The 20,305-nt window shown below is 55.6% G+C and carries 18 protein-coding genes; 13 read left to right on the forward strand and 5 right to left on the reverse strand.

The genetic code is table 11. The features are described 5' to 3' along the window. Nucleotides 1-418 precede the first annotated feature (418 nt). Nucleotides 419-1,342, forward strand: coding sequence for an IS110 family transposase (locus tag GOX53_RS25530; RefSeq protein WP_171181413.1), 924 nt, complete (start codon nucleotides 419-421; stop codon nucleotides 1,340-1,342). Between the two features lie 577 nt (nucleotides 1,343-1,919). Here GOX53_RS25530 and GOX53_RS25535 read toward each other — a convergent pair. Next, entirely contained in the window at nucleotides 1,920-2,801 is an 882-nt protein-coding gene (locus tag GOX53_RS25535; RefSeq protein WP_171181415.1) for a LysR substrate-binding domain-containing protein, read from the reverse strand. A 240-nt stretch (nucleotides 2,802-3,041) separates the two neighbouring features. Here GOX53_RS25535 and GOX53_RS25540 point away from each other — a divergent pair, with 240 nt between their 5' ends. From GOX53_RS25540 to GOX53_RS25565, 6 genes are all read left to right on the forward strand, one after another. After that, nucleotides 3,042-3,890 carry a transporter substrate-binding domain-containing protein gene (locus GOX53_RS25540; protein ID WP_171181416.1) on the forward strand — a complete coding sequence of 283 codons (849 nt, stop codon included), beginning with the start codon at nucleotides 3,042-3,044 and terminating at the stop codon, nucleotides 3,888-3,890. Between the two features lie 116 nt (nucleotides 3,891-4,006). Beyond that, nucleotides 4,007-4,669 carry an amino acid ABC transporter permease gene (locus GOX53_RS25545; RefSeq protein ID WP_171181418.1) on the forward strand — a complete coding sequence of 221 codons (663 nt, stop codon included), beginning with the start codon at nucleotides 4,007-4,009 and terminating at the stop codon, nucleotides 4,667-4,669. A 6-nt stretch (nucleotides 4,670-4,675) separates the two neighbouring features. Further along, the gene (locus GOX53_RS25550) at nucleotides 4,676-5,386 is read left to right on the forward strand and encodes an amino acid ABC transporter permease (RefSeq protein ID WP_171181419.1); all 711 of its coding nucleotides are present in this window, start codon (nucleotides 4,676-4,678) and stop codon (nucleotides 5,384-5,386) included. Nucleotides 5,387-5,390: 4 nt separating this feature from the next. Next, entirely contained in the window at nucleotides 5,391-6,230 is an 840-nt protein-coding gene (locus GOX53_RS25555; protein ID WP_171181421.1) for an amino acid ABC transporter ATP-binding protein, read from the forward strand. Nucleotides 6,231-6,330: 100 nt separating this feature from the next. After that, complete coding sequence (locus GOX53_RS25560) at nucleotides 6,331-7,290, forward strand: agmatinase (RefSeq protein ID WP_171181424.1); 960 nt, start codon at nucleotides 6,331-6,333, stop codon at nucleotides 7,288-7,290. A gap of 72 nt (nucleotides 7,291-7,362) precedes the next feature. Then, nucleotides 7,363-8,730 carry an MmgE/PrpD family protein gene (locus tag GOX53_RS25565; protein WP_171181426.1) on the forward strand — a complete coding sequence of 456 codons (1,368 nt, stop codon included), beginning with the start codon at nucleotides 7,363-7,365 and terminating at the stop codon, nucleotides 8,728-8,730. On the opposite strand, the gene GOX53_RS25570 is transcribed toward GOX53_RS25565, so the two are convergent. From GOX53_RS25570 to GOX53_RS25585, 4 genes are all read right to left on the reverse strand, one after another. Continuing rightward, nucleotides 8,719-9,972, reverse strand: coding sequence for an amidase (locus GOX53_RS25570; RefSeq protein ID WP_171181427.1), 1,254 nt, complete (start codon nucleotides 9,970-9,972; stop codon nucleotides 8,719-8,721). The genes GOX53_RS25565 and GOX53_RS25570 overlap by 12 nt on opposite strands. Nucleotides 9,973-10,728: 756 nt before the next feature. Next, a complete protein-coding gene (locus GOX53_RS30385; protein WP_371810436.1) occupies nucleotides 10,729-11,055 on the reverse strand; it encodes a helix-turn-helix domain-containing protein in 327 nt (108 codons plus the stop codon). Nucleotides 11,056-11,635: 580 nt separating this feature from the next. Continuing rightward, entirely contained in the window at nucleotides 11,636-13,015 is a 1,380-nt protein-coding gene (gene uxaC, locus GOX53_RS25580) for a glucuronate isomerase (protein ID WP_171181429.1), read from the reverse strand. Further along, nucleotides 13,012-13,863: a S9 family peptidase gene (locus GOX53_RS25585; RefSeq protein WP_171181431.1), complete on the reverse strand. Its 852-nt coding sequence runs from the start codon at nucleotides 13,861-13,863 to the stop codon at nucleotides 13,012-13,014. The genes uxaC and GOX53_RS25585 overlap by 4 nt, the downstream gene beginning before the upstream one ends. Nucleotides 13,864-13,963: 100 nt before the next feature. On the opposite strand from GOX53_RS25585, the gene uxuA reads away from it, so the two are divergent. From uxuA to GOX53_RS25615, 6 genes are all read left to right on the forward strand, one after another. Next, nucleotides 13,964-15,160, forward strand: coding sequence for a mannonate dehydratase (uxuA, locus tag GOX53_RS25590; RefSeq protein WP_171181434.1), 1,197 nt, complete (start codon nucleotides 13,964-13,966; stop codon nucleotides 15,158-15,160). Next, nucleotides 15,157-15,810 carry a GntR family transcriptional regulator gene (locus tag GOX53_RS25595; protein ID WP_171181436.1) on the forward strand — a complete coding sequence of 218 codons (654 nt, stop codon included), beginning with the start codon at nucleotides 15,157-15,159 and terminating at the stop codon, nucleotides 15,808-15,810. The genes uxuA and GOX53_RS25595 overlap by 4 nt, the downstream gene beginning before the upstream one ends. A 53-nt stretch (nucleotides 15,811-15,863) precedes the next feature. Further along, entirely contained in the window at nucleotides 15,864-17,141 is a 1,278-nt protein-coding gene (locus tag GOX53_RS25600; RefSeq protein WP_171181437.1) for an ABC transporter substrate-binding protein, read from the forward strand. Between the two features lie 62 nt (nucleotides 17,142-17,203). Next, entirely contained in the window at nucleotides 17,204-18,220 is a 1,017-nt protein-coding gene (locus GOX53_RS25605; RefSeq protein ID WP_171181439.1) for a carbohydrate ABC transporter permease, read from the forward strand. Continuing rightward, nucleotides 18,213-19,292, forward strand: coding sequence for a carbohydrate ABC transporter permease (locus tag GOX53_RS25610; protein WP_171181441.1), 1,080 nt, complete (start codon nucleotides 18,213-18,215; stop codon nucleotides 19,290-19,292). The genes GOX53_RS25605 and GOX53_RS25610 overlap by 8 nt, the downstream gene beginning before the upstream one ends. After that, nucleotides 19,289-20,299 carry an NAD(P)-dependent oxidoreductase gene (locus tag GOX53_RS25615; protein WP_171181443.1) on the forward strand — a complete coding sequence of 337 codons (1,011 nt, stop codon included), beginning with the start codon at nucleotides 19,289-19,291 and terminating at the stop codon, nucleotides 20,297-20,299. Before GOX53_RS25610 ends, GOX53_RS25615 begins: the two co-directional genes overlap by 4 nt. Nucleotides 20,300-20,305: the final 6 nt, after the last annotated feature.

Below are 20,305 nucleotides of genomic sequence, written 5' to 3' on the forward strand. Positions count from 1 at the left end.
TGGAGCTGATCATCGCCGAGATTGAGGAAAACATGAGGTGACTGGCTCAAAATCGGATCCTGGCTCTGTTCCAAATTTGCTGCGCCAAGTCTGAACGGCTGGTCTGGGAAACGGGGGATTTCCAGACGCCACGCCACTGCTGACCCCGCGACCAGAGACCTTAAAAAATCCTGTCCTGAAATCGCGTCTGAATATCTACGTTCAGCGCCGTAAATTGAAGACGGGAACTCAGACAAGCGCAGGCATTTGAAAACACACCGAAAATCCTATTCGCATTTAATGTGAGCCGGAGCGGATGATTGCAGGCTGGTTGCAAACAATGTGGGTTCATTCGCAGATAATCCGGGTTTGGGGTGCCGGATAGATGCAAATAATTCGGGCCGGAAATCAGGATGATTGCAGGTCGAGCCGATTATGTTTGCAGGTCATTACACTTAAGTTTTTCAAGACGCTGCCAAACTGCCTTGTCGGCATCGAGGCCTGCGGGTCAGCACACCATTGGGCGCGCGAATTGAGCGCTATCGGCCATGAAGTGCGCCTGATGCCTGCGGCCTACGTCAAACCGTACGTAAAGCGTGGTAAAACCGACGCGGTTGATGCTGCAGCCATATGCGAGGCGGTCACGCGACCCACTATGCGGTTTGTCGCGATCAAGTCGAAGGAACAGCAGGCGCTGCTTACGATACATCGCGTCCGCCAGCTTATCGTTCGCCAGAAAACCCAAATGTTGAACGTGATCCGGGGTCTTCTCCGCGAATTTGGCCATGTGATCGGGAACGGGCCAGTCGCGTCGATGCGTCTTGTCAAAGCCTTCCGGGCCGATGATTGGCCGGACATCCCTGACGTGGCGAAGAGCATGCTCAAGACGCTTTGCGACCAGGTTGTTGCTCTCGATGACCGGGTGACCTTTTACGACAAACTGATCGAGTATCATTCCCGGATAGATGAGCGTGCCAAACGTATAAGGACGGTTCCCGGCGTCGGCCCCATCACCGCTTCGGCCATTGTCGCCACCATCGGCGACGGCAAACAGTTCAAGAACGGGCGCGAGTTTGCCGCGTGGCTCGGGCTCACGCCATTGAATAGGTCGAGTGGCGGTAAAGAGCGTTTGGGCCGGATCAGCAAGAAAGGGGACCGCTATATCCGACGATTGCTAGTGATCGGCAAGACCTCTCAAGTTCAGCGTGCCCGAGGATATCCAGAGCGGATACATCCCTGGATCATGCAGCTGCTGGAACGAAAACCGATGCGCCTCGCGACCATTGCGATGGCGAACAAGGCGGCCAGGATCATCTGGGCGATCCTCACCAAGGAAACATATTACCGGCAAGCCTCAGCATAAACGAAGGAGCTGAACAAACACGAATTGCAAGACGAATGCCATGATGGCACGTGCGGTCATCCGAGAACCCGGGAACCCGAGCTTTGTCCTGAACTTTCAGGTTCGCGTCGCCGATTGGGACCAGGTTCACGGAACCCATCAAGGCCAGCGGCTCAAACGAATACCGCGACCAAAGGCCGGACACAGGACTGTACTGACCAGCCGCGTGATCAGAACATTTTTCCCTTGCAAAGCAGACGTCATCCACACAGGACAAAACCGCCTTTCGCATCTGCAGCTATTGCTGATGCAGAATCTGTTCGTAGGTGCGTCAATGGAGTTTTGGCGGCGCAGAGGACTTCCCATTTCCGGTCATTCACAGGTGTAAAATCGACGAAATCTAAACCGTCCCTTCGCTGCGAGCGGAATTGGCAGCCAGGACGCGGACTTTCCTGCCTTATGCCCACGCGGCTATTGCTGAAACAGCATCGGTTTGCATGTGCAGCACATCCATCGCTGCGTTGCGGCTGATTTCAGCAGACCGTGCATTCGAATGCGCATAAAGAACAAACCGCTACAGGCTGACGCCCGTAGCGGTTTAGTCTCGGCATTGCGACAATAGCCAATTCTTAAACACGATTGCGGATCGGGATAAGGAAACTCCATTTGGAATTCCCAGATGGTAGGCAAACGAGGTCTCGAATGTTCGTCCAAAAGGATTTATCAACATACCGGTTTCAAGCTCGCCTTGAATCATGCTCTGAGGGAACAAGGCGACACCGAGACCGTTCATTGTCGAGCTTAGCTGAAAATGTGGCTCTTGCGGTATCAGCTTTGCTTGGGAAGGCGAGTATTCCAACTGATTGTTGGCGAACCATTCCTGCCACCTAGATTCATCGTCGACATGCAGCAGCGCGCGGTTTTTCAGTTCTGCGGCCAAGGTGATCGGGTTTTCACGCAAGTATCCAGGGCTGCAGACAACCACCATTTTCTCGGACCAAAGGCGTTCGGTCTGAAAATCTTTCCAATCTCCAAGCCCCCATAGGATACCCAAATCGGCAAAATCGTTCGGGCGTTCTTTTGCCGCGAAAGTGTTGTTATGGTTTCGAAACGACAATTGAATATCTGGTTGTGCTTCCCAGAAATCACCCAAGCGGGGTGAAAGCCACCGACTGGCAAACATCGGCAATATGGCAACGCGCACTGCTTCGGCCTGGCCTGAAATTTGTTCCAGCCCGGTCTGAATTGACCGTAAACCGCTTTCTACATGCGATGCCAGAACCTTTCCCTGAGAGGTCGGAGTCAAACCCTCGGGCTTTCTGTCGAACAGGGGAACCTGTAACTCATCCTCCAATTTTTTAATGTGGTAGCTCACTGAGCTCTGGCTGATGTTCAGGGATTGCGCGGCGAGAGTAATGCTTTTGAGGCGCGAAACCACATCAAACACTTGAATCGAATTGATATTTCTGACTTTGCTCACTATCGGACCATGCCCCTTCCTAGGCTTCTGAACTCTTCATGCATCTAATAATTAGATGCTCTAGCGATTCTTTATATATCATTTTCAAGTGAAATTCGTTGAAAGGAAATCAGGTTCCATCGCAACATTATCGCAACTTTGCAGGGCTGCTTCCCGGGCGCGGCAGCGCTTTCCAGGCTGTTCAAAAGCCACTCATGCCTTCGAGCTGAAGAGAAATTGCGAAACTACAAGGAGCGAAAGATGAGCACGATCATTGAAAATATCCGCAAGTATGGATTACTTGTCGTCACCATTTTGGCTGCGACTGCTGTTGCTGCGTCTGCCGAATCCACGCTTGAAAAGATTAAACAAACCGGTCAGGTCACAGTTGGAACCGAAGCTGCGTTCCCGCCGTTTGAGTTCGTGGAGGACGGCAAGATCGTTGGCTACGGCAAGGACATTCTTGACGTTGTTATCGCGGACCTTGATGTTGAGCTAAACCAGTTGGACCTGCCGTGGCAGGGCATTCTTCCGGGCGTTCTGGCCGGCAAATTCGATTTTGTCGCGACCAGCGTTACAATCAATCCGGAACGGGCCAAGCAATATGCCTTCACGGTGCCCATTGCCGAAGGCACCACCTGGATTATGAAGCGCAAGGGTGACACGTCCGTCATGAGCGTGGAAGACATGGCTGGCAAGGTTGTTGGCACACAACTTGCGTCAGGGAATGAAACCGCTTCCCGCGCTTTTGAAGAAGATATGATTGAGAAAGGCCTGGGCGGTTACGGCGAACTGAAGCTCTTTACCAGCTATCCCGAAGTAACCCTCGCATTGGCGAATGGTACGCTGGACGTGGCCGTACAGAACCTGCCGAACCTGGCGGTTATCATCAAAAACCAACCGGATATGTTCGAACTCGTCGGACCAATCACCGATAAAAGCTACTTTGGCTGGGTCACACGTCCAGAAGACACTGATCTGCGCGATTACCTGAGCGAGCAAATTCTCAAGATGCGCGATAGCGGGGAAATCGAAGAACTTCAGGACAAGTGGTTTGGTTTCCAGATGGAAATTCCCAGTGAAGGTTATCTGCCTGAGGGTGCTCTTTGAGCTCTGAGTGAAAGTTCACAGCCCCGGCCAACAACGCCAGGGCAGTGAAGATCTAGACTAAAGCCCTGACAGACGGGCGGAAGCTGTCGGGCGGGCCTTTATCAGGACTGAGCACGGTGAAATTCGACATCAGCTACACTTTCGATGCTTTGCCGCGACTTTTTGAAGGATCGCTTGTTACGCTCAATTTGGCGCTACTCGGGTTTGCTTTCAGTGTTGTACTGGCGACAATTGTTACAGTCGCACGCACCGCTTCCAAGTCCCGAATTCTTGGTATTTCGGTCGCCATCTATATCAGTTTCATCCGTGGAACGCCGCTTCTAGTACAGATTTTTCTTGTTTTCTATGTGCTTCCGATTGTTGGCCTCAACATTGGCCCGATGACGGCGGGCATTCTCGCTTTAACACTCAACAGCGCAGCTTTCGTGATTGAGATCCTTCGTGGCGGTTTGGCATCTGTGCCCAGGGGCCAATTCGAAGCTGCCCGCTCTCTCGGTCTCTCTGGGTTTGCGCTTTGGGTAAAGGTCGTTCTGCCGCAAACGTTTATGGCTTCAATACCACCTTTGGTGAATGAGTTTACTCAGATTCTAAAGGCGACCGCTTTGCTCTCAACCATCACCGTTGTGGAACTCATGCGTGTTTCACAGCAAATATACAGCAACAATTATCATCCGGTAGAAGTGCTGACCGGGGCCTTTGTGATGTATTTTCTGATGTGTTTTGCCGTTAGTCGCAGCGCATCTTGGCTTGAAGCCAAATTCGAAGTCAAGCGGGCATAGACAGTCATGAGCATCGATCTGTCAATCTTCACAAATTATGGCCCGCAACTCCTCCTCGGCTTCTGGATGACCGTAAAAATCGTCGTTGCTGCCATCATTCTGGGAATGCCATTCGGGTTGGTTCTGGCGCTTGGCCGACGGTCACGCCTGAAGCTTTTGCGTGTGTTATCCGCGAGCTTCATTGAAGTTTTTCGCAATACGCCGTTTATCATCCAGGTTTTCATGTTTTTCTACGTTTTGCCCTTCTACGGGCTGCACTTACCTGCAGTGTATGTCGGAGTGGTCGCATTGGCCGCCTTTGGGAGTGCCTATTTCGCCGAAGTCATTCGCGGCGGGATAGACGCCGTCGCCAAGGGGCAACTGGAAAGTGCACGGGCCACGGGAATGTCGGACTGGCAGGCGATGCGCTACATTGTCTTGCCTCAAACGCTGCCAATCATACTGCCTGCGATGACCAATCAGACACTCTCGCTGGTCAAAGAATCTGCGATCTTGTCCACGATTACCGTCGGTGAACTGACGATGGCGGCGATCACCGTTCAGGGCGAGACATTTCGTCCGTTTGAGGCGTTTATCATGGTCGCGCTTTTGTACTGGGCGCTGAACGAAACCTTAGCGATCATCATGCGCCGGGTTGAACGGAAGGTTTCAAAACGATCGGGCAGCGGTTCCCGAGCCAAGGCCGTGCGCGCAGCTCCTGCCGCGAAGGAGGGATGACGACATGGCAGCGGGCTCTGAAACAAAAGACAACTTTCTTGAAATGACCGAAATACGAAAGTCATTCGGTAGCATGACCGTCTTGCATGATGTTTCGTTGAGCGTTTCCCAAGGGGAAGTTATCTGCATCATCGGCCCCAGCGGGTGTGGCAAAAGCACATTGCTGCGGACCGCCAACTGGCTGACACCAGCTGATGGGGGCGAGGTGCGCTTGGCAGGCGAACTGGTCGGTGCCGTGCCTGACGCGCGGTCAGTTTCGGCGCAAACAAAGGACCTCAATGCGCTACGCGCGCGTGTTGGAATGGTATTTCAGAATTTTAACGTCTGGCCTCATCTGAGTGTCCTCGAAAACGTTGTTTGCTCACAGATGGTTGTCGCCAAGCGCAGCCGTAGCGAGGCCGAAAAACAAGCGCTCGCCGCGCTGGCAGAAGTAGGGCTGGACGACAAGAAATCAGAATGGCCTGACAATCTTTCCGGAGGGCAAAAGCAGCGGCTTGCCATCGCGCGGGTTCTGGCGATGGATCCGGTCCTGGTGCTGATGGACGAACCAACCTCGGCTTTGGATCCCGAGTTGGTGTCCGGCGTATTGAATGTCCTGAAGCGTCTTGCCGAAAAAGGGATGACGATGATCATCGTGACCCATGAACTGGGCTTTGCCTCCAGCGTGGCCGACCGCGTTGTGTTCATGGAGGAAGGGAGAATTGTCGAAGAGGGTGCACCGGACGTAATCCTTCAAACCCCGAAGACCGAGCGCCTTAAGCTCTTCTTGGAAAAACTTAGCATCACCGCCTTCAAACCCAATTCGGATAATGCAGGCCATCCGACAATGGACTCCGGTTCATGAGTTCTAATTCAGCCCCTTTAGAAAATTCTGCGGTCAAACGCTGGACGCACAATTGGTCGCCATTGCCCGCCGCTTCAATGCGCACAAGGAGAAATAGTTCATGACATCCGACCTCACGGCTCCTCCCAAACGGGAATTCCAGAGCTTCCACGATTTTCCCATTGTTACCGATCTGGACAACCTGGACGCCGACATTGCGATACTGGGGATCCCTTTTGGCGATCCTTATTCGATGGGCGAAGCAAGTAATGATCAGTCGAATGCCCCAACGCATATCCGGCGGTATTGTGAGCGCGCCCTTCGCGGGCTTGATCGTTATGATTTCGATATTGGCGGTACCCTGCTTGACGGGCGTGACATTAAAGTTGTCGATTGCGGAGACGTCGTTGCCGAAGCCAAGGACGTAGCTGGCAACCATGACCGATCGGAACAGGCGGTGCGCAAAATCCTCGCCTCCGGAGCATTGCCGATTATCCTGGGTGGCGATCACGCTATTCCCATTCCGGTTTTTCGGGCATTCGAAGGGCGCGGGCCGATCACATTGGTTCAGGTCGACGCCCATGTCGACTGGCGAGACGTGTTTCACGGTGTGAGCTACGGATTGTCAAGTGTCATCCGTCGGGCATCCGAAATGGAGCACATTGAAGATATTTACCAAATCGGATTGCGATCTGCAGGCAGCGGACGGCCGGAAGAAGTTGACGCCGCGCTGGCCTACGGGTCAAATCTGATCTCTGACATGGAGTTGCAGGAACTTGGAATGAAAGCCATTATGGATCGCATTCCAGATGGCGGAGATTACTATCTGACAATTGATGCTGACGGCGTCGATCCCACAATCATGCCGGCGGTCGCGGGCCCCGCCCCTGGCGGTGTCAACTATTCCCAAATGCGGACCCTGATTCAGGGCTTGGTCAAAAAAGGCAATGTCGTCGGTATGGATATCGTCGAGATTACTCCCAGTCGCGATGTGAATGGGATCACCGCCATTACCGCCGGAAGGTTTATTTGCAATTTGATCGGTACGGCTGTCAGGGCCGGATATTTCGACAAGAAATAGTAGGCGACATTCGTTGGACCGGCCTCACACTCACTTGGTGTGAGGCATTGGAAACATAGTGAGAGAACCAGTTTGAAAGCAAATAGCCACGCGATACATGATCTTGCAGATGCCGTGGTGTCTCTGCGGCTTGAGGACATCCCGCCCGATGTGCTGAAGCAGGCAAAGCGTTGCCTGATCGATGTTTGTGGTGTGACTTTAGCGGGAGCGAATACAGAATCTGCAAAAATGCTTTTGGAGACAGCGGTCGCGACTTATGGGGAGGGCGATTGCGACATTGTCGGGACACCGCACAGGCTGAATGCGCCTGGAGCTGCTTTTGCAAATGGATCGGCTGCTCACGCTCTCGATTTTGATGATAATTGCTATGCCGGTATCGTTCATGCCTCAGCCGTTGTTTTCCCGGCAGTCCTGGCCATGGCGCAGGAGCACGGTGCAAGCGGGGCCGATCTTCTGCTTGGGTTCATTGCGGGACTAGAAGTCGAATTTGCGGTCGCCAAAGCGCTGTCCAATTCCATCTACGATAAAGGCTGGTGGACAACCTCTGCCCTCGGAGCCATGGGCAGCGCAGCAGGCGTTGCCAAAGTCGCGGGCCTGGAACGCGAGAAAGCGGCTCATGCGCTTGCTCTTGCCACCGCTGGTGCCGGCGCCATACGTGCGGTACGCGGAACTGCTGCAAAGCACTACTATTGTGGCCGTGCTTCCGAAAGCGGTGTTACCGCTGCCATTGCGGCGATGCAGGGCGCAACCGGGCCAGCCAACGTATTCGAAGATCAGTCGGGTATTGCGCAGGTGCTTAACGGGGGGGTGTTCGATCCCGGAGAAATCGAGACGCTGGGGGTTGAATTTAGTATTTCCGACCCAGGCGTCGATTTGAAGAAGTATCCGGTTTGCTACGCCAGTCACGCTTCTGCCGATGCCGTCAAAGAGATTATGGATGCGGAAGGATTAAACGCCAATGATGTGGTCTCGGTTACCTGTACAGTGCCGCCGGTTGTGGCCTCCAATCTGACTTATCCAAACCCGCAAACCGCCACCGAAGCGCAATTCAGTTTGCACTTCGCGGTTGCTGCAATCATCGTGCACGGCGATATTTCACTTGAGCATCTGACAACCGAAATGTTGTCGAGTGCACCGATCAAGCGACTTTTGCAGAGAATTGACGTGAAGGTTGGCGATATCCCGGAGCCATACTGGTCCTCACGCTTGATCTGTCCAGAATGGGGTTATGTCGAATTGACGACCCAGGCCGGAGATCGCAAATGCAGTTTCGTTGGCTCGCCTTTAGGCTCAGCTTTGAGGCCGATGTCCGACGAAGTGCTGCAGAAGAAATTCAATGCCTGCGCCGAATACGGCAATGTACACGGCTCAGCTTCTGTACTCTATGACAAAATTCTGAACGTTGAATTGTTGACGAATACCCGGGAATTATTTTCCTAGTCCCGAAACGTCGCTGCTCCAGGCCAATGGGAGTTCGCCGACGCCGATAACTTGATGAAAAAAGCGCGAGATGTTCAACAGTGCTTCGTCCTGCCCGAAGCGCCCTATTATCTGAACCGAGTAAGGCAAGTTTCGGACATCTGTCCCGGTTGGGAAAGTGACAACAGGCAGGCCCGTGTAGCTCCAGATCGCATTCATGCGAAAGTCACCCGTCGTAGCGAAGCCTTCCGGGGCCAGATCGGGTGCAACCGGCGCGATCCATGCATCAAGTGCGTGCTCCGCCATCAGTTGCTGCATCCAGAGCTGCACTTTTTTCGCCTGTTTCAGGCTGTCAGACAGCGTTTTCTCGGACACGCTTCGACCGAATTCCAGCATTGCGCGGGACTTCGGTTTGTAGACGTCCCGATATTCGTCGAACCAGCCCTTATGCACTTGGTAAAGTTCTGCATTGGCGATCAAATCATGATTGTCATTGTGGATAGAGATTTCTTCGCACAATGTGATCGGTTTTAATTCGCAACCCGCGCCTTCGAGCCTGCGTGCACTTGCCTCGAACTGCGCTCGAATATGCGGCTTCGCAAGATCGAGATAAGACCCCATTGGCACGCCGATAACCGGTTTGTTCCGTGCACCGTCATTTGTGTTTTGCCAATCGGTCACTAAAACCGGCAAGGATGCAGCAAGCGTGTGCATGTCTTTTGCAAGCAACCCGATATGGTCCATGGATTTCGAGTACGGCAACACACCGTCCAGCGCGACCCGCCCAAAACTCGGTTTGTAACCAAATGTCCCACAATAGCCCGCTGGTCGGATTACTGAGCCAGAAGTCTGCGTTCCAAGCGCAATGTCACAGAAGCCAGCGGCAACCGCGGCTGCGGATCCGCTGGAGGACCCGCCAGGAGTGTGCCCCAGATTGCGGGGGTTTCGCGAAGGACCGGGATCAGACACTGCAAACTCGGCGGTAACGGTTTTTCCCGCCATGATGGCGCCGGCATTGAGGAGGCGTGTTACACAACTTGCCTGTTGCCCTTCAAACAGATGGGCGGGCAATACCGAGCCACATCGTGTGGGAATTTGATCGACATTGATGATGTCCTTGACACCCAACAACAATCCAGCAAGGGGGAAATCCTGATCAGGCCGAGCACTGGCATCCAAAACGCGGTCGCCATCGAATGTCCCTTCAACGAAAGCCCGCACAGCAGGTTCGTACTTCGCAATGTGGTTGACACGTTCCTTCATTCATTCGGGCCGGGCGCGTTGACGATGCCCAAAGTCAGGTATTGAGTATTTCGGTTGAATATATTGCGTTCCAAAGCCGGGCAAGGAGTCTGAGCTATTGAGAACATTGTAGTTTCCCATCATTCATAGATGCCATGTCAGACCTTCGATGAGCGGACGGTTTCGCTCGAGCGGTGCGAACAAGCCGATATTCCAGAGGTTCGAAAGGGCTGGCTTTTGGTTGTTTGCTAGTAGATTGAAACTCGATAAAGTTCGCAGAACGGACGATCACGTTCAACGGGGTTTTGCGCTTCTCACAATCTAGACTTTCGATCAGCCCGACGAATTTTTAGATACTAAAGTTCCTCCTTGCTTATTTTCCACCAATGATGGCAATCAAAATATTTGTATCATGCGGATCGCAACGTCGCATTTTGAGAACTTTGATAATTTACCTGAGTTGCGTATCAATCTGTTGATGATTTCACAGCATCCTTGCCTTGTTCAATAGTCTGAAATGATGCCATAACCTGTCTATCGTCTGCATGCTTCCAAAGACCGAGGTGCATCCCTACTGTTAAACGATGAGCACAGCGGGCCGGTTTTACATCGGGCGCGTCTAAAGGCGCTGACTGAGCCTTGGCATTTCCTACTTTTATTTGTGGCGACGATTGGAGGTATCTATGCGGGTAGCTTTAGCCCAAACGAAGCGGCTTCTGTATCCGGGAAGTCCAGAGGCAAGCGGTGGGCAATTGGTCCGGGGCTCCAGGCCGTCGCCTATTTGCGATGTCGCTGACGAACTGAACGCAGCTTGGTCCAATGTACCTCAGGACCTGCGATGACATCTCCGTTTGGGCCTTCGATCTGACCAGACAGCCGCACTTCGACATAGTGCCGCAATGCATCGTTCTGAGCCAGCGTTGGCGAATTGGGGCGGCGCGCTGCCCGATCTGCATGCCACTGAGCCGTAGTTACGCGATATTCTAAGCCGCCATCGCGCGTCGCTGCATTGCGTCTCAGTTCTCTGGAAACTGTAGATGCGGATCGCCCGATCTGACGTGCAATGGCTCGAACAACAGGACCCTGCGCGCGGCAAAGTTCGATCTCTTAGCTTCAACAAAGCTAAGGTATCTGCCAGACAACGGTGGTGCTGACTTTGAAAACTGCGATCCGGCCTCTCGAAACCAACGACTGCCAACAGGAGCAGACGCGCCAGCCTGAACGGCTGCTTCTTCGCTGGAAATGCCCTTTTCAACAAGCCGCCAGAACAAAAACCTGCTGAGAACGAAGAGCCACCCGTGGTCGCCCCGGCGAAAACAGTTTGCTTCGAATGCTGCGCGCTGATGCATGTTTTCGGTTTGTCATCACAACCCCCAATTTGGAACCGTTGCGACGAGCGATTGAATCCGCCTGGGGCATTTCTATCGAGACGGCGGTAAAGCGGTCATTCAATGCGCAAGCGCGTAGTTTGAGACGGGACACCAAAGCGGACATTCAGCTATCAGGATGGCAACTCAACAATTTGAGTTTCGTTGAGACCCGGGACCGGATCTGGTCAATGTAAGTCTTGTCCTCGGACTCTCAGAGCATGCGGCTATTCGCTGACGTCGTAGAAAACTATGCCTGTCGGGTGGGTAGTTCCGGCCTCTCAACAACTCGCTAAACAACCGTGCAATTGAATTGCTTATCCCAACCGGTAGGCCTCGGCCGCCTGATCGCGGCAAAGGTAGGGCGCGAGCCTCTCTGCGTCCTGTTTCGACAGGCGTCCGCGTTCAATCTGGTCTGCCAAGTGCAAACATACTCCCCTCCGCCAGGTGGTGTGCCGGGCCGGGATCGACAAAAAGGCACGTGTATCGTCGTTGAAGCCGGCGAGATTGAAATACCCGGCCGATTCAACGATTTGGTCAAAGAAGCGCTGGATGCCGTTCGGGCTGTCGTGGAACCACCATGGTGGACCGATCCGCAAGCTTGGCCAATGACCCGCCATGGGGGCCAATTCGCGCGAATAGGTGGTTTCGTCGAGGGTAAACAGGATGACGCGCAAAGCCGGATCGTTGCCGACCCGGTTCAGCAAGGCATCCATACCTTGGACCCAATTCACGGCGACCGGAATGTCAGACCCCATATTGGGTCCGTGTTCTGCCAGAATGCGACTGTTCGTGCTGCGACGCGAACCAACATGCAGTTGCATGACCATTCCGTCTTCGGCAGACATCTGCGCCATCTCGACAAGAAGGTGCCCGTAATAAGCCAGTGCCTCATCCGGGTTCAGTGTCTCTTTCGATGCCCTTGCATGCAGGGCTTCGATCTCATTGGGCGCGAGCCATGTGGTCGCCAGAGCTGGCACATCATGGTCTGTCGCTGTCGCGCCAAGTTCACGAAAGGCGGCGCGACGTAGACGGATCGCCTCGAGATTGCCGGCATAGGTCGTTGTGTCCTGATCGGTCAGTTTTCCGAGCCTGCTTACTTCGGACCGAAAATCGGGACGCGCGGGGTTCAGTAAGCTATCCGGCCGAAAGGTCGGGACAATTCGCCCATGCCACCCCGAGGCCGCGATTGCCTTGTGATGCGACAACGGGTCATTGGCGGGATCGGTCGTTGCGAGCACTTCGATATCAAAGCGGTCGAACAGCGCTCGTGGCCTGAATTCCGGCTGCGCGAGTTTCTCGGTAATCTGATCAAATACGATGTCTGCGGTTTCAGGCGAAAGCGCCCGATCTACGCCCATTGTCCGGTAAAGCGTAAATTCCATCCATTCCCGCGATGGCGTGCCCAGAAAGCAATGCCAATGCCGGGCAAAACAGCGAAAGATCTCCCGCGCGTTCCGGTCTTCTGGCGGCACACCGATGCCAAGATCGGACAGCGGTACGCCTTGGGAATAAAGCATCCGAAAGACATAGTGGTCAGGAATGATCAAAAGCTCTGCCGGATCGGGAAAGGCGGCGTCTTCGGCCCACCAGCGCGGATCGCAATGTCCGTGGGGCGAGACGATGGGCAAATCCCGCACGGCTTCAAAGAGATCGCGGGCACGTGGGTCCAAAACGGGTTCAGTAAAAAAACTCATATCGACATGGCTCGTTGTGTTGCAAGAAAGTCCAGAACGGCCTTTCGAACTTGCGGGGTCTCGTAATGTCCCGCTGCCGGATCGCGAAAGACCGTAAGCCGTTCGGGGACCGCATCATAAGCGGCGCGAAGTCGTTTGATCGCCGGAGCATAGGCTTCGTCTGGGGTCAACGGATCTTGCCCACCGGTGGCCACGAACTGGGGTCGCGGCGCGACGAGGCCCGCAATATCGCTCATGTCGTGGCGGTCAAGAAGTCCGGGGATCGTCATATATGGCCCGTGCAGATCATGTGCGCCCGTTTCGATTAGGGGCGCGATATCTGAAAAGACACATAAGTGCAGGGCGGCGAATACATCGGCACGAAGTGCCGCAACCAGATAGGCCAGCGTGCCCCCCATCGAGAGTCCCAGCGTCGCGACACACGAAGGTCGGGCGATATCCCAGAGCGCATCCAACGCCAACATCTGATCGGCCACCATTTCCCCAATGAGGGTCTTGCCACGCCAGGAAACAGCTTTGGCAAGCGCCGTTTCCGAGCCCTCGGCCTGACGATCCCCGAAACCGGGCATATCAGCACAAAAAACCGTCCAGCCCGCAACTGCGATATCTCTGGAGAGTGGCGGTTCAAGCAGCGCGGGTCGGCCATCGGTAATTTCTGATTTGCCGATTGCAAATGCCTTTCCGTGGGCGTGGCAATAGAGCAAACCGGGCGCACCGGGCTCCATATCGACGGGTGACAATGAGATCGCCGGGATCTGCTTGTCTCCAAGGCGGTAGGCCCGCCGACAAAGCCCGTCGATTATGCTTTCGTCCAGGATGTCCCAGCTTTGCGGTTCCGGCGTTCTCAAACGCAGAAGTCGCTGCAAATCGGTTCGGGAAAGAGATTGCATTTGCACGAGGGTTCAAAATTGGTACACTAGTGTACAAGTATACGAGTCGGGGGGAGATGTGCAACAGGCTTGGCGTTGGTTCGGACCCAAGGACACAGTGCGGCTGAGCGATATTCGTCAGGCCGGTGCGACGCATGTTGTTACCGCCTTGCACCATATCGCAACCGGCCAACCCTGGCAGAGCAACGACATCCGGCAACGACAAAACGAGATTGCTGGCGCAACTGGTGGCGCGCTGGAATGGAGTGTCGTCGAAAGCCTGCCCGTATCAGAAGACATCAAATCCCAGTCAGGCAGCATGCGCGAACACATCGTTGCCTATCGTTCGTCGCTTGAGGCTTTGGCGGAGGCGGGTATCAAGGTCATCTGCTACAATTTCATGCCAGTACTCGATTGGACGCGGACCGATTTGCGGGCTCCGATGTCCCACGGCGGAACCGCCATGCGCTTCGATCTGCCGACATTCGCTGCTTTCGATCTCTATGTGCTTGAACGTAAGGGGGCTGAGGACGAGTACGACGATGCCACTTTGGACGCGGCGCGCGCGCGCTTTGCCTGTATGAGTGACACGGAACAGGCGCAGTTGACACAAACCATAGGGGCCGGTCTGCCCGGCTCGGCCGATCACTGGTCTCTCGATGAATTGCGTAACGCGCTGCGGCAATACGACGGGCTGAGCCCAGATCGGTTGCGTCAACATCATATCGACTTTCTTAGCGAGGTCGTGCCGACGGCAGAACGGCTGGGTGTGCGCCTGTGCTGTCATCCAGACGACCCTCCATTTCGCCTGCTCGGTTTGCCGCGTGAAATGTCTACTGCCGACGACTATGCGCACGTCCTTAACGCCGTTCCGGATTCCGCGTTCGGAATGACGCTTTGTACGGGTTCGCTTGGGGCGCGCCCCGACAACGACTGCGTCGAGATCGCCAGAAAGTTTGCTCCGCGCATCCACTTTGCGCACCTGCGCAACGTCACTCGCGACACCGAGACTATCCCGTGTTCGTTTTTTGAAGACGAACATCTTTCGGGACAGACAGACATGGTCGGCGTCGTTCGCGTGTTGCTTGAGGAAGAGGCCCGCCGCCAGAGCGAGGGGCGCAGCGATTGGGAAATCCCAATGCGCCCCGATCATGGGCAAGAAATCCTAAGTGATCTGACCGCAGGCGCTCAACCCGGGTATCCGGCGGTCGGTCGCCTTAAGGGGCTGGCCGAACTGCGTGGCGTAATTGCTGGTCTCGGGGTGGAGGTCGCATGAACATGAGCCTTGTCGATCACGGTCTGGATCGGACCCAACCCATCCCGAAGCAGCTCTACGAGATCCTCAGGCGCCGCATCGTGGCCAACACTCTCCAACCTGGCGAGCGCATCTCAGAAGCCGCACTTGCTCAGGAATTCGATGTCAGCCGCACGCCTCTGCGGGCGGCGCTGCAGCAACTGGCAACCGAAGGGTTGGTGACAGTACGCCCTCAGGTCGGCACGCTTGTGGCCAAGCTCGACGTGGCACAATTGAATGAGGCTGTCTTCATCCGCTCGGCCCTTGAATGTGCCGTGGTCGAAAAACTGGCCAGAGAAAGCGTTGATCTGAGCGCGATTGAGCATCTGCTCTCGCTTCAGGCGGTTGCGGCCGATGTGGATGACTATGCTACCTTTTTCCAGCATGACGAAGCGTTCCATGCAAAGCTCGCCGAACTGGCGGGCACACCGACATCGTGGAAGCTGGTGCAATCGGTGAAAGGGCATGTTGATCGTCAGCGCTATACCCTGATGGCAGGCATACCGATGCGCTCACAACGCGCGTTTCAAGAGCATCAGGACATCGTCAACTGCATTCGGGCGGGTGACGTCGCCGGAGCCTCAAAAGCGATGGCTATCCATGTGGCCTCGGTTCTCGAGCTCGAACAATGAGAAAGACAGCCCTGCCGGGCGCTTAAACAGCGAACTTTTCAAGGGAGGAAACTATGACCGGCACATTTAAGAGACTTGTGGGAACAAGCGCACTTGCGCTTGCATTTTCGGCGGGTTCCGCGCTTGCGCAGACGGAACTGCGCATGACGTGGTACAACGACGGCATCGAAGGCGAAGTCATGCAAGGGCTTCTCGATCGCTTTGAGGAAGCAAACCCCGACATCTCGGTGGTTCTTGATGTCGTCCCCTATAAGGCGATCATCGAAAGCCTGCCGGTACAGCTTGCCGCTGGCGAGGGACCGGATCTTGCGCGTGTCACCGACCTTGGCGGTCTGTCGCAATACTATCTCGATATGACACCCTTCATCAGTGACACCGAGTATTGGCAGACGAGTTTCGGACCGTTCCTCAAGTGGCTCGACCCTGACGGGGACGCCATCAACGGGTTTATGACACAGCTCACCGTGACCGGTCCTTATGTCAACAAAACGCTATTCGAGCAGGCCGGGGTCGAGATGCCCGGCGATGGCGCGACATGGGACGACTATGCCACCGCCGTAAACGAAGTCGCCGAAAAGCTTGAAATTCCGATCCCGATGGCATGGGACAGATCCGGCCACCGCGTTTCAGGTCCGGCGATTGCGATGGGCGCCAAGATGTTTGACGCTGAAGGCAATCCCGCGCTTGTTGACGACGGGCTCAAGGCGATGGCCCAACGGCTTTATGACTGGCATCAGGATGGCACCATGTCCAAAGAGCTCTGGGGCTCGGTGTCGGGTTCCACCTATCTTGGCGCGAACGAAGATTTCGCCAACGCGCAGGTCGTGATGTACATGTCCGGCTCGTGGCAGATCCCGCAATTCGCCGAAACCATCGGCGATGCGTTCGACTGGTGGGCAGTACCCGCGCCTTGCGGACCTGCAGCCTGCACAGGCATGCCGGGTGGCGCGGCGCTGGTCGGACTGGCCGGTACCGAACACCCCGAGGAAGTGGCCAAACTGATGGATTGGCTCGCTCAGGAAGAACAACTTGCCGAATTCTACGGTAAGACCTTGTTCATCCCCGGGCATCTCGGTCTGGCTGAGGGTGGCGTGTCGTTTGACACCCAGGACCCGCGCGCTCAGCACGCTCTTGAAACCTTTGCAGGTGCCGTTCCGGCGATTTCGCCCGTGGCCTTTGACCTGCAGGGCTACACCAACAACCGTGTCATGTTTAACGCGCTGATCAGCCGTCTGAACGAAGCGATCGTCGGCGAACTGACCCTTGATGAGGCGTACGAGAGGATGACCGACGACGTCACCAAGGAACTGGCCGAGAAAGAACGCCAGTAATCACCGGACCTGCCCCGGCCCGCCTGTGCGGGCCGAGGCGCCACGCGAAGGGGGAAGCCTCGATGGCGCAGCAAAGCGATCAGACCACGGGTGACCGGCTCGCCAGTCTCGCGGGAGCGCCCGTGCGATTGTTGTTCCGCGCGCTGGACCCGTTATTTACAGCGATCCAACGGGGTATCGGTACCAAGCGGATGCCCTGGATTTTTCTGTTGCCGAACCTGGTATTCTTCGGCCTCTTCGTCATTTTGCCGCTTTTTATCAACTTCTTCTATTCTCTGACCGGGGGCACCCAGCTTTACCTGACGGACCGGCCCTTTATCGGCACTGAACAATACGGCTATCTGCTGGATTGCGAGGCCTTTACCGATCCTCAGACCTGTCGCGAGGACCGGTTCTGGAAGGGCATTTACAACACGCTGGTGTTTATCTTCTTTCAGGTGACCTTCATGGTGCTGTTCTCACTCATCACCGCGTTGATCCTGAATCGCGAAATTCGTGCGCGCGGGTTTTTTCGCGCGGTCTTCTTCTTTCCCGTCCTTCTGTCGCCGGTGGTTGTAGCGTTGATCTGGAAGTGGATTCTGCTGCGCGATGGAATTCTGAACGCCTTTCTCGTCTCGATCGGGCTGGACAAGATCCTGTTCTTTGTCAGTCCGGAATGGTCGATGTTCTGGGCGATCTTCGTGTCGATCTGGGCGCATATGGGGTTTTACACGCTGATCCTTCTGGCCGGCCTGCAGGCAATCCCGCCAGACCTTTATGAGGCCGCAGAGATGGACGGAACCAGCAAGGAACGCGTGTTCTGGCGCATAACCCTGCCGCTTTTGTGGCCCAACATGCTGGTCGTGATCGTGCTCGCGCTGATCAAGGGCGTGCAGATTTTCGACGAGGTCTTCGTGCTGACCGGCGGGGGGCCGGGCACGGCGACGCAGTTCATCGTCCAGTACATCTACAACACCGGCTTCACCAATCAGGTGCAGAACTTCGGTCTCGCCTCTGCCGCCTCGGTGGTGCTTGGTGTGGCGCTCTTTGTCCTGACCATGGCCCAGTTGGCCGCGACCCGGAGGAAAGACGATGTCTGACGCCGCCGCCACATCTTCGCGTACGATCAGGGGCCTGCTTGGTGCCACGCGTGGCACCAACGGGCGCCTGCACTGGACCGATGTTTTCACCTACATGTACCTGGGCTTTGGCGTTCTGTTGATGTTCGGACCGGTTATCTGGCTGGTCTTGTCTTCGTTCAAAACATCCTCCGCGCTCTTGGAGTTTCCACCGACCTTCCTGCCGCTTGGGCAAATCGAAATTCAGGTCGAAGGGTACGACGATCCGTTGCCGCTTTTTGAAGCAACGCTCGAGGACGGCTCGGTCAAGCAACTGGCTCAGGTGCGCAGGATCGGGATCATGAGCCAGATGGTCGATCCCGAAAACCCCGGCGAGACGATCCAGGTGCCTATCAATCGGCGCACCGAAGTCCGCGAATTCCGTATGGCTTTGGAAAATTACCGCGATCCGTTAGAACGGTTCGATTTCACCCGGTACCTGTATAACTCGGTCGTTGTAACGGTCGTGGCGACGCTTGTGACGCTCTTGATCAACTCGATGGCGGCCTACGGGCTGGCCATTTACGAATTCCGGGGGCGCGCCGCCATCATGCTCTTGGTGATTGGTACGCTGATGATCCCGATCACGGTCATTCTGGTGCCGGTCTATCTGGTCGTAACCTCCATGGGCATGATCAACTCGCTCTGGGCCGTGATCCTGCCCGGGGCTGCGACCCCGACAGGCGTGTTCCTGTTGCGGCAGTACATGCTGACCATTCCCCGCGATCTGATCGAGGCGGCGCGCATGGATAAGGCCAGCGAATGGGCGATCTATTGGAAAGTCGTCCTGCCACTCGCCATGCCCGCGATGGCGGTACTGGCCATCTTTTCGATCATGTGGCGGTGGAACGATTTCCTCTGGCCGCTGATCGTTCTGAACCGGTCAGAAGTTTATACGCTTCAGGTCGGTCTGAATGCCTTCCAGGGAGAGCTGGACGTTCAGTGGCACTACATCCTCGCAATGACCGTGGTCACTCTGATCCCGGTGACGCTTGTGTTTGCGTTCCTTCAGAAATTCATAACGACCGGCATCGCGTCATCGGGGATGAAATGAGCCGCCCCCTGATCTTCATGGATCCGTACCCCCGTACCCAGGAGATGGTTTATACGCCCGATTGCGCGGTGGCGCTCGCTCAGATGGGCGATGTTGTAGCCCATTGGGGATCGCGCGCGCCCGACGATCTGGTCGAGGCTAATCTCGACCGGATGACGATCCTTATCGGTCAGACGGCGATGGACCGTGACCGGTTGGACAGGGCGCCAAACCTTCGTGCGATCCTGAACGTTAAAGCCAACTGGGAACCCAATATCGACTACGAGGCCTGTCAGGCCCGTGGCATTCACGTCCTGTCTGCTGCTCCGGCAATGGCGCCCGCCGTTGCCGAGTACTGTCTGGCCCAGGCGATCGTCTCGCTGCGGGGTCTGGGAAACGCCGACGCGCTGTACCGGTCCGGGCAAGAGGCATACGGCATTGCTGGCAATCAGCGTGCCAGATCGCTCTATGGTGCGGAAGCTGCACTGGTGGGTTATGGCAATCTCGGACGCGCGCTTGTGCCTCTGCTGCGTCCGTTCGGTGTGCGGCTCAGTGTTTATGATCCTTGGCTGTCTGACGGATACCTGCGGGCCGAAGGGGTCGAACCTGTTGGACTTGAAGAGGCAATTTCGCAATCAGACGTGCTGTTCCTGCTGGCCGGCGTAACGACCGAGAACGAAGGCTTTCTGACCCGATCGCGCCTGGCATCTATCCGCCAGGATGCAACGGTTGTTTTGGCCTCGCGCGCCGAGATTGTCGAGTTCGACGCTTTCCTTGAGCTTGCCGCGTCCGGTGCGTTTCGCGCGGTTGTGGATGTCTTTCCCCAGGAACCTGTACCCGAAAACAGCCCATGGCGCTTATACGACCGCACGCTTTTCTCGGCCCATCTGGCTGGCGGACTAACGGCGTCATACGCCCGTATTCGCGAGGCGATGCTTGACGATATCGGTCAGATTCTCAAAGACCACCCGCCGCTTCGAATGCAGCGGGCCAATCCGAAACATGCAGCGGCGATGCGCAGCCGATAGGACTGA

Origin of the sequence: Ruegeria sp. HKCCD8929 (genome assembly GCF_013031405.1) — a bacterium.
Classification (GTDB): Bacteria; Pseudomonadota; Alphaproteobacteria; order Rhodobacterales; family Rhodobacteraceae; genus Ruegeria.

Excerpts from the sequence above, each read along its gene's own strand:
- GOX53_RS25605 (WP_171181439.1), top strand. The coding sequence starts at position 17,204 with ATGGCGCAGCAAAGCGATCAGACCACGGGTGACCGGCTCGCCAGTCTC.
- GOX53_RS25540 (WP_171181416.1), top strand. The coding sequence starts at position 3,042 with ATGAGCACGATCATTGAAAATATCCGCAAGTATGGATTACTTGTCGTC.
- uxaC (WP_171181429.1), bottom strand. The coding sequence starts at position 13,015 with ATGAGTTTTTTTACTGAACCCGTTTTGGACCCACGTGCCCGCGATCTC.
- GOX53_RS25550 (WP_171181419.1), top strand. The coding sequence starts at position 4,676 with ATGAGCATCGATCTGTCAATCTTCACAAATTATGGCCCGCAACTCCTC.
- GOX53_RS25600 (WP_171181437.1), top strand. The coding sequence starts at position 15,864 with ATGACCGGCACATTTAAGAGACTTGTGGGAACAAGCGCACTTGCGCTT.
- GOX53_RS25615 (WP_171181443.1), top strand. The coding sequence starts at position 19,289 with ATGAGCCGCCCCCTGATCTTCATGGATCCGTACCCCCGTACCCAGGAG.
- GOX53_RS25610 (WP_171181441.1), top strand. The coding sequence starts at position 18,213 with ATGTCTGACGCCGCCGCCACATCTTCGCGTACGATCAGGGGCCTGCTT.
- GOX53_RS25555 (WP_171181421.1), top strand. The coding sequence starts at position 5,391 with ATGGCAGCGGGCTCTGAAACAAAAGACAACTTTCTTGAAATGACCGAA.
- GOX53_RS25560 (WP_171181424.1), top strand. The coding sequence starts at position 6,331 with ATGACATCCGACCTCACGGCTCCTCCCAAACGGGAATTCCAGAGCTTC.
- GOX53_RS25570 (WP_171181427.1), bottom strand. The coding sequence starts at position 9,972 with ATGAAGGAACGTGTCAACCACATTGCGAAGTACGAACCTGCTGTGCGG.
- GOX53_RS25595 (WP_171181436.1), top strand. The coding sequence starts at position 15,157 with ATGAACATGAGCCTTGTCGATCACGGTCTGGATCGGACCCAACCCATC.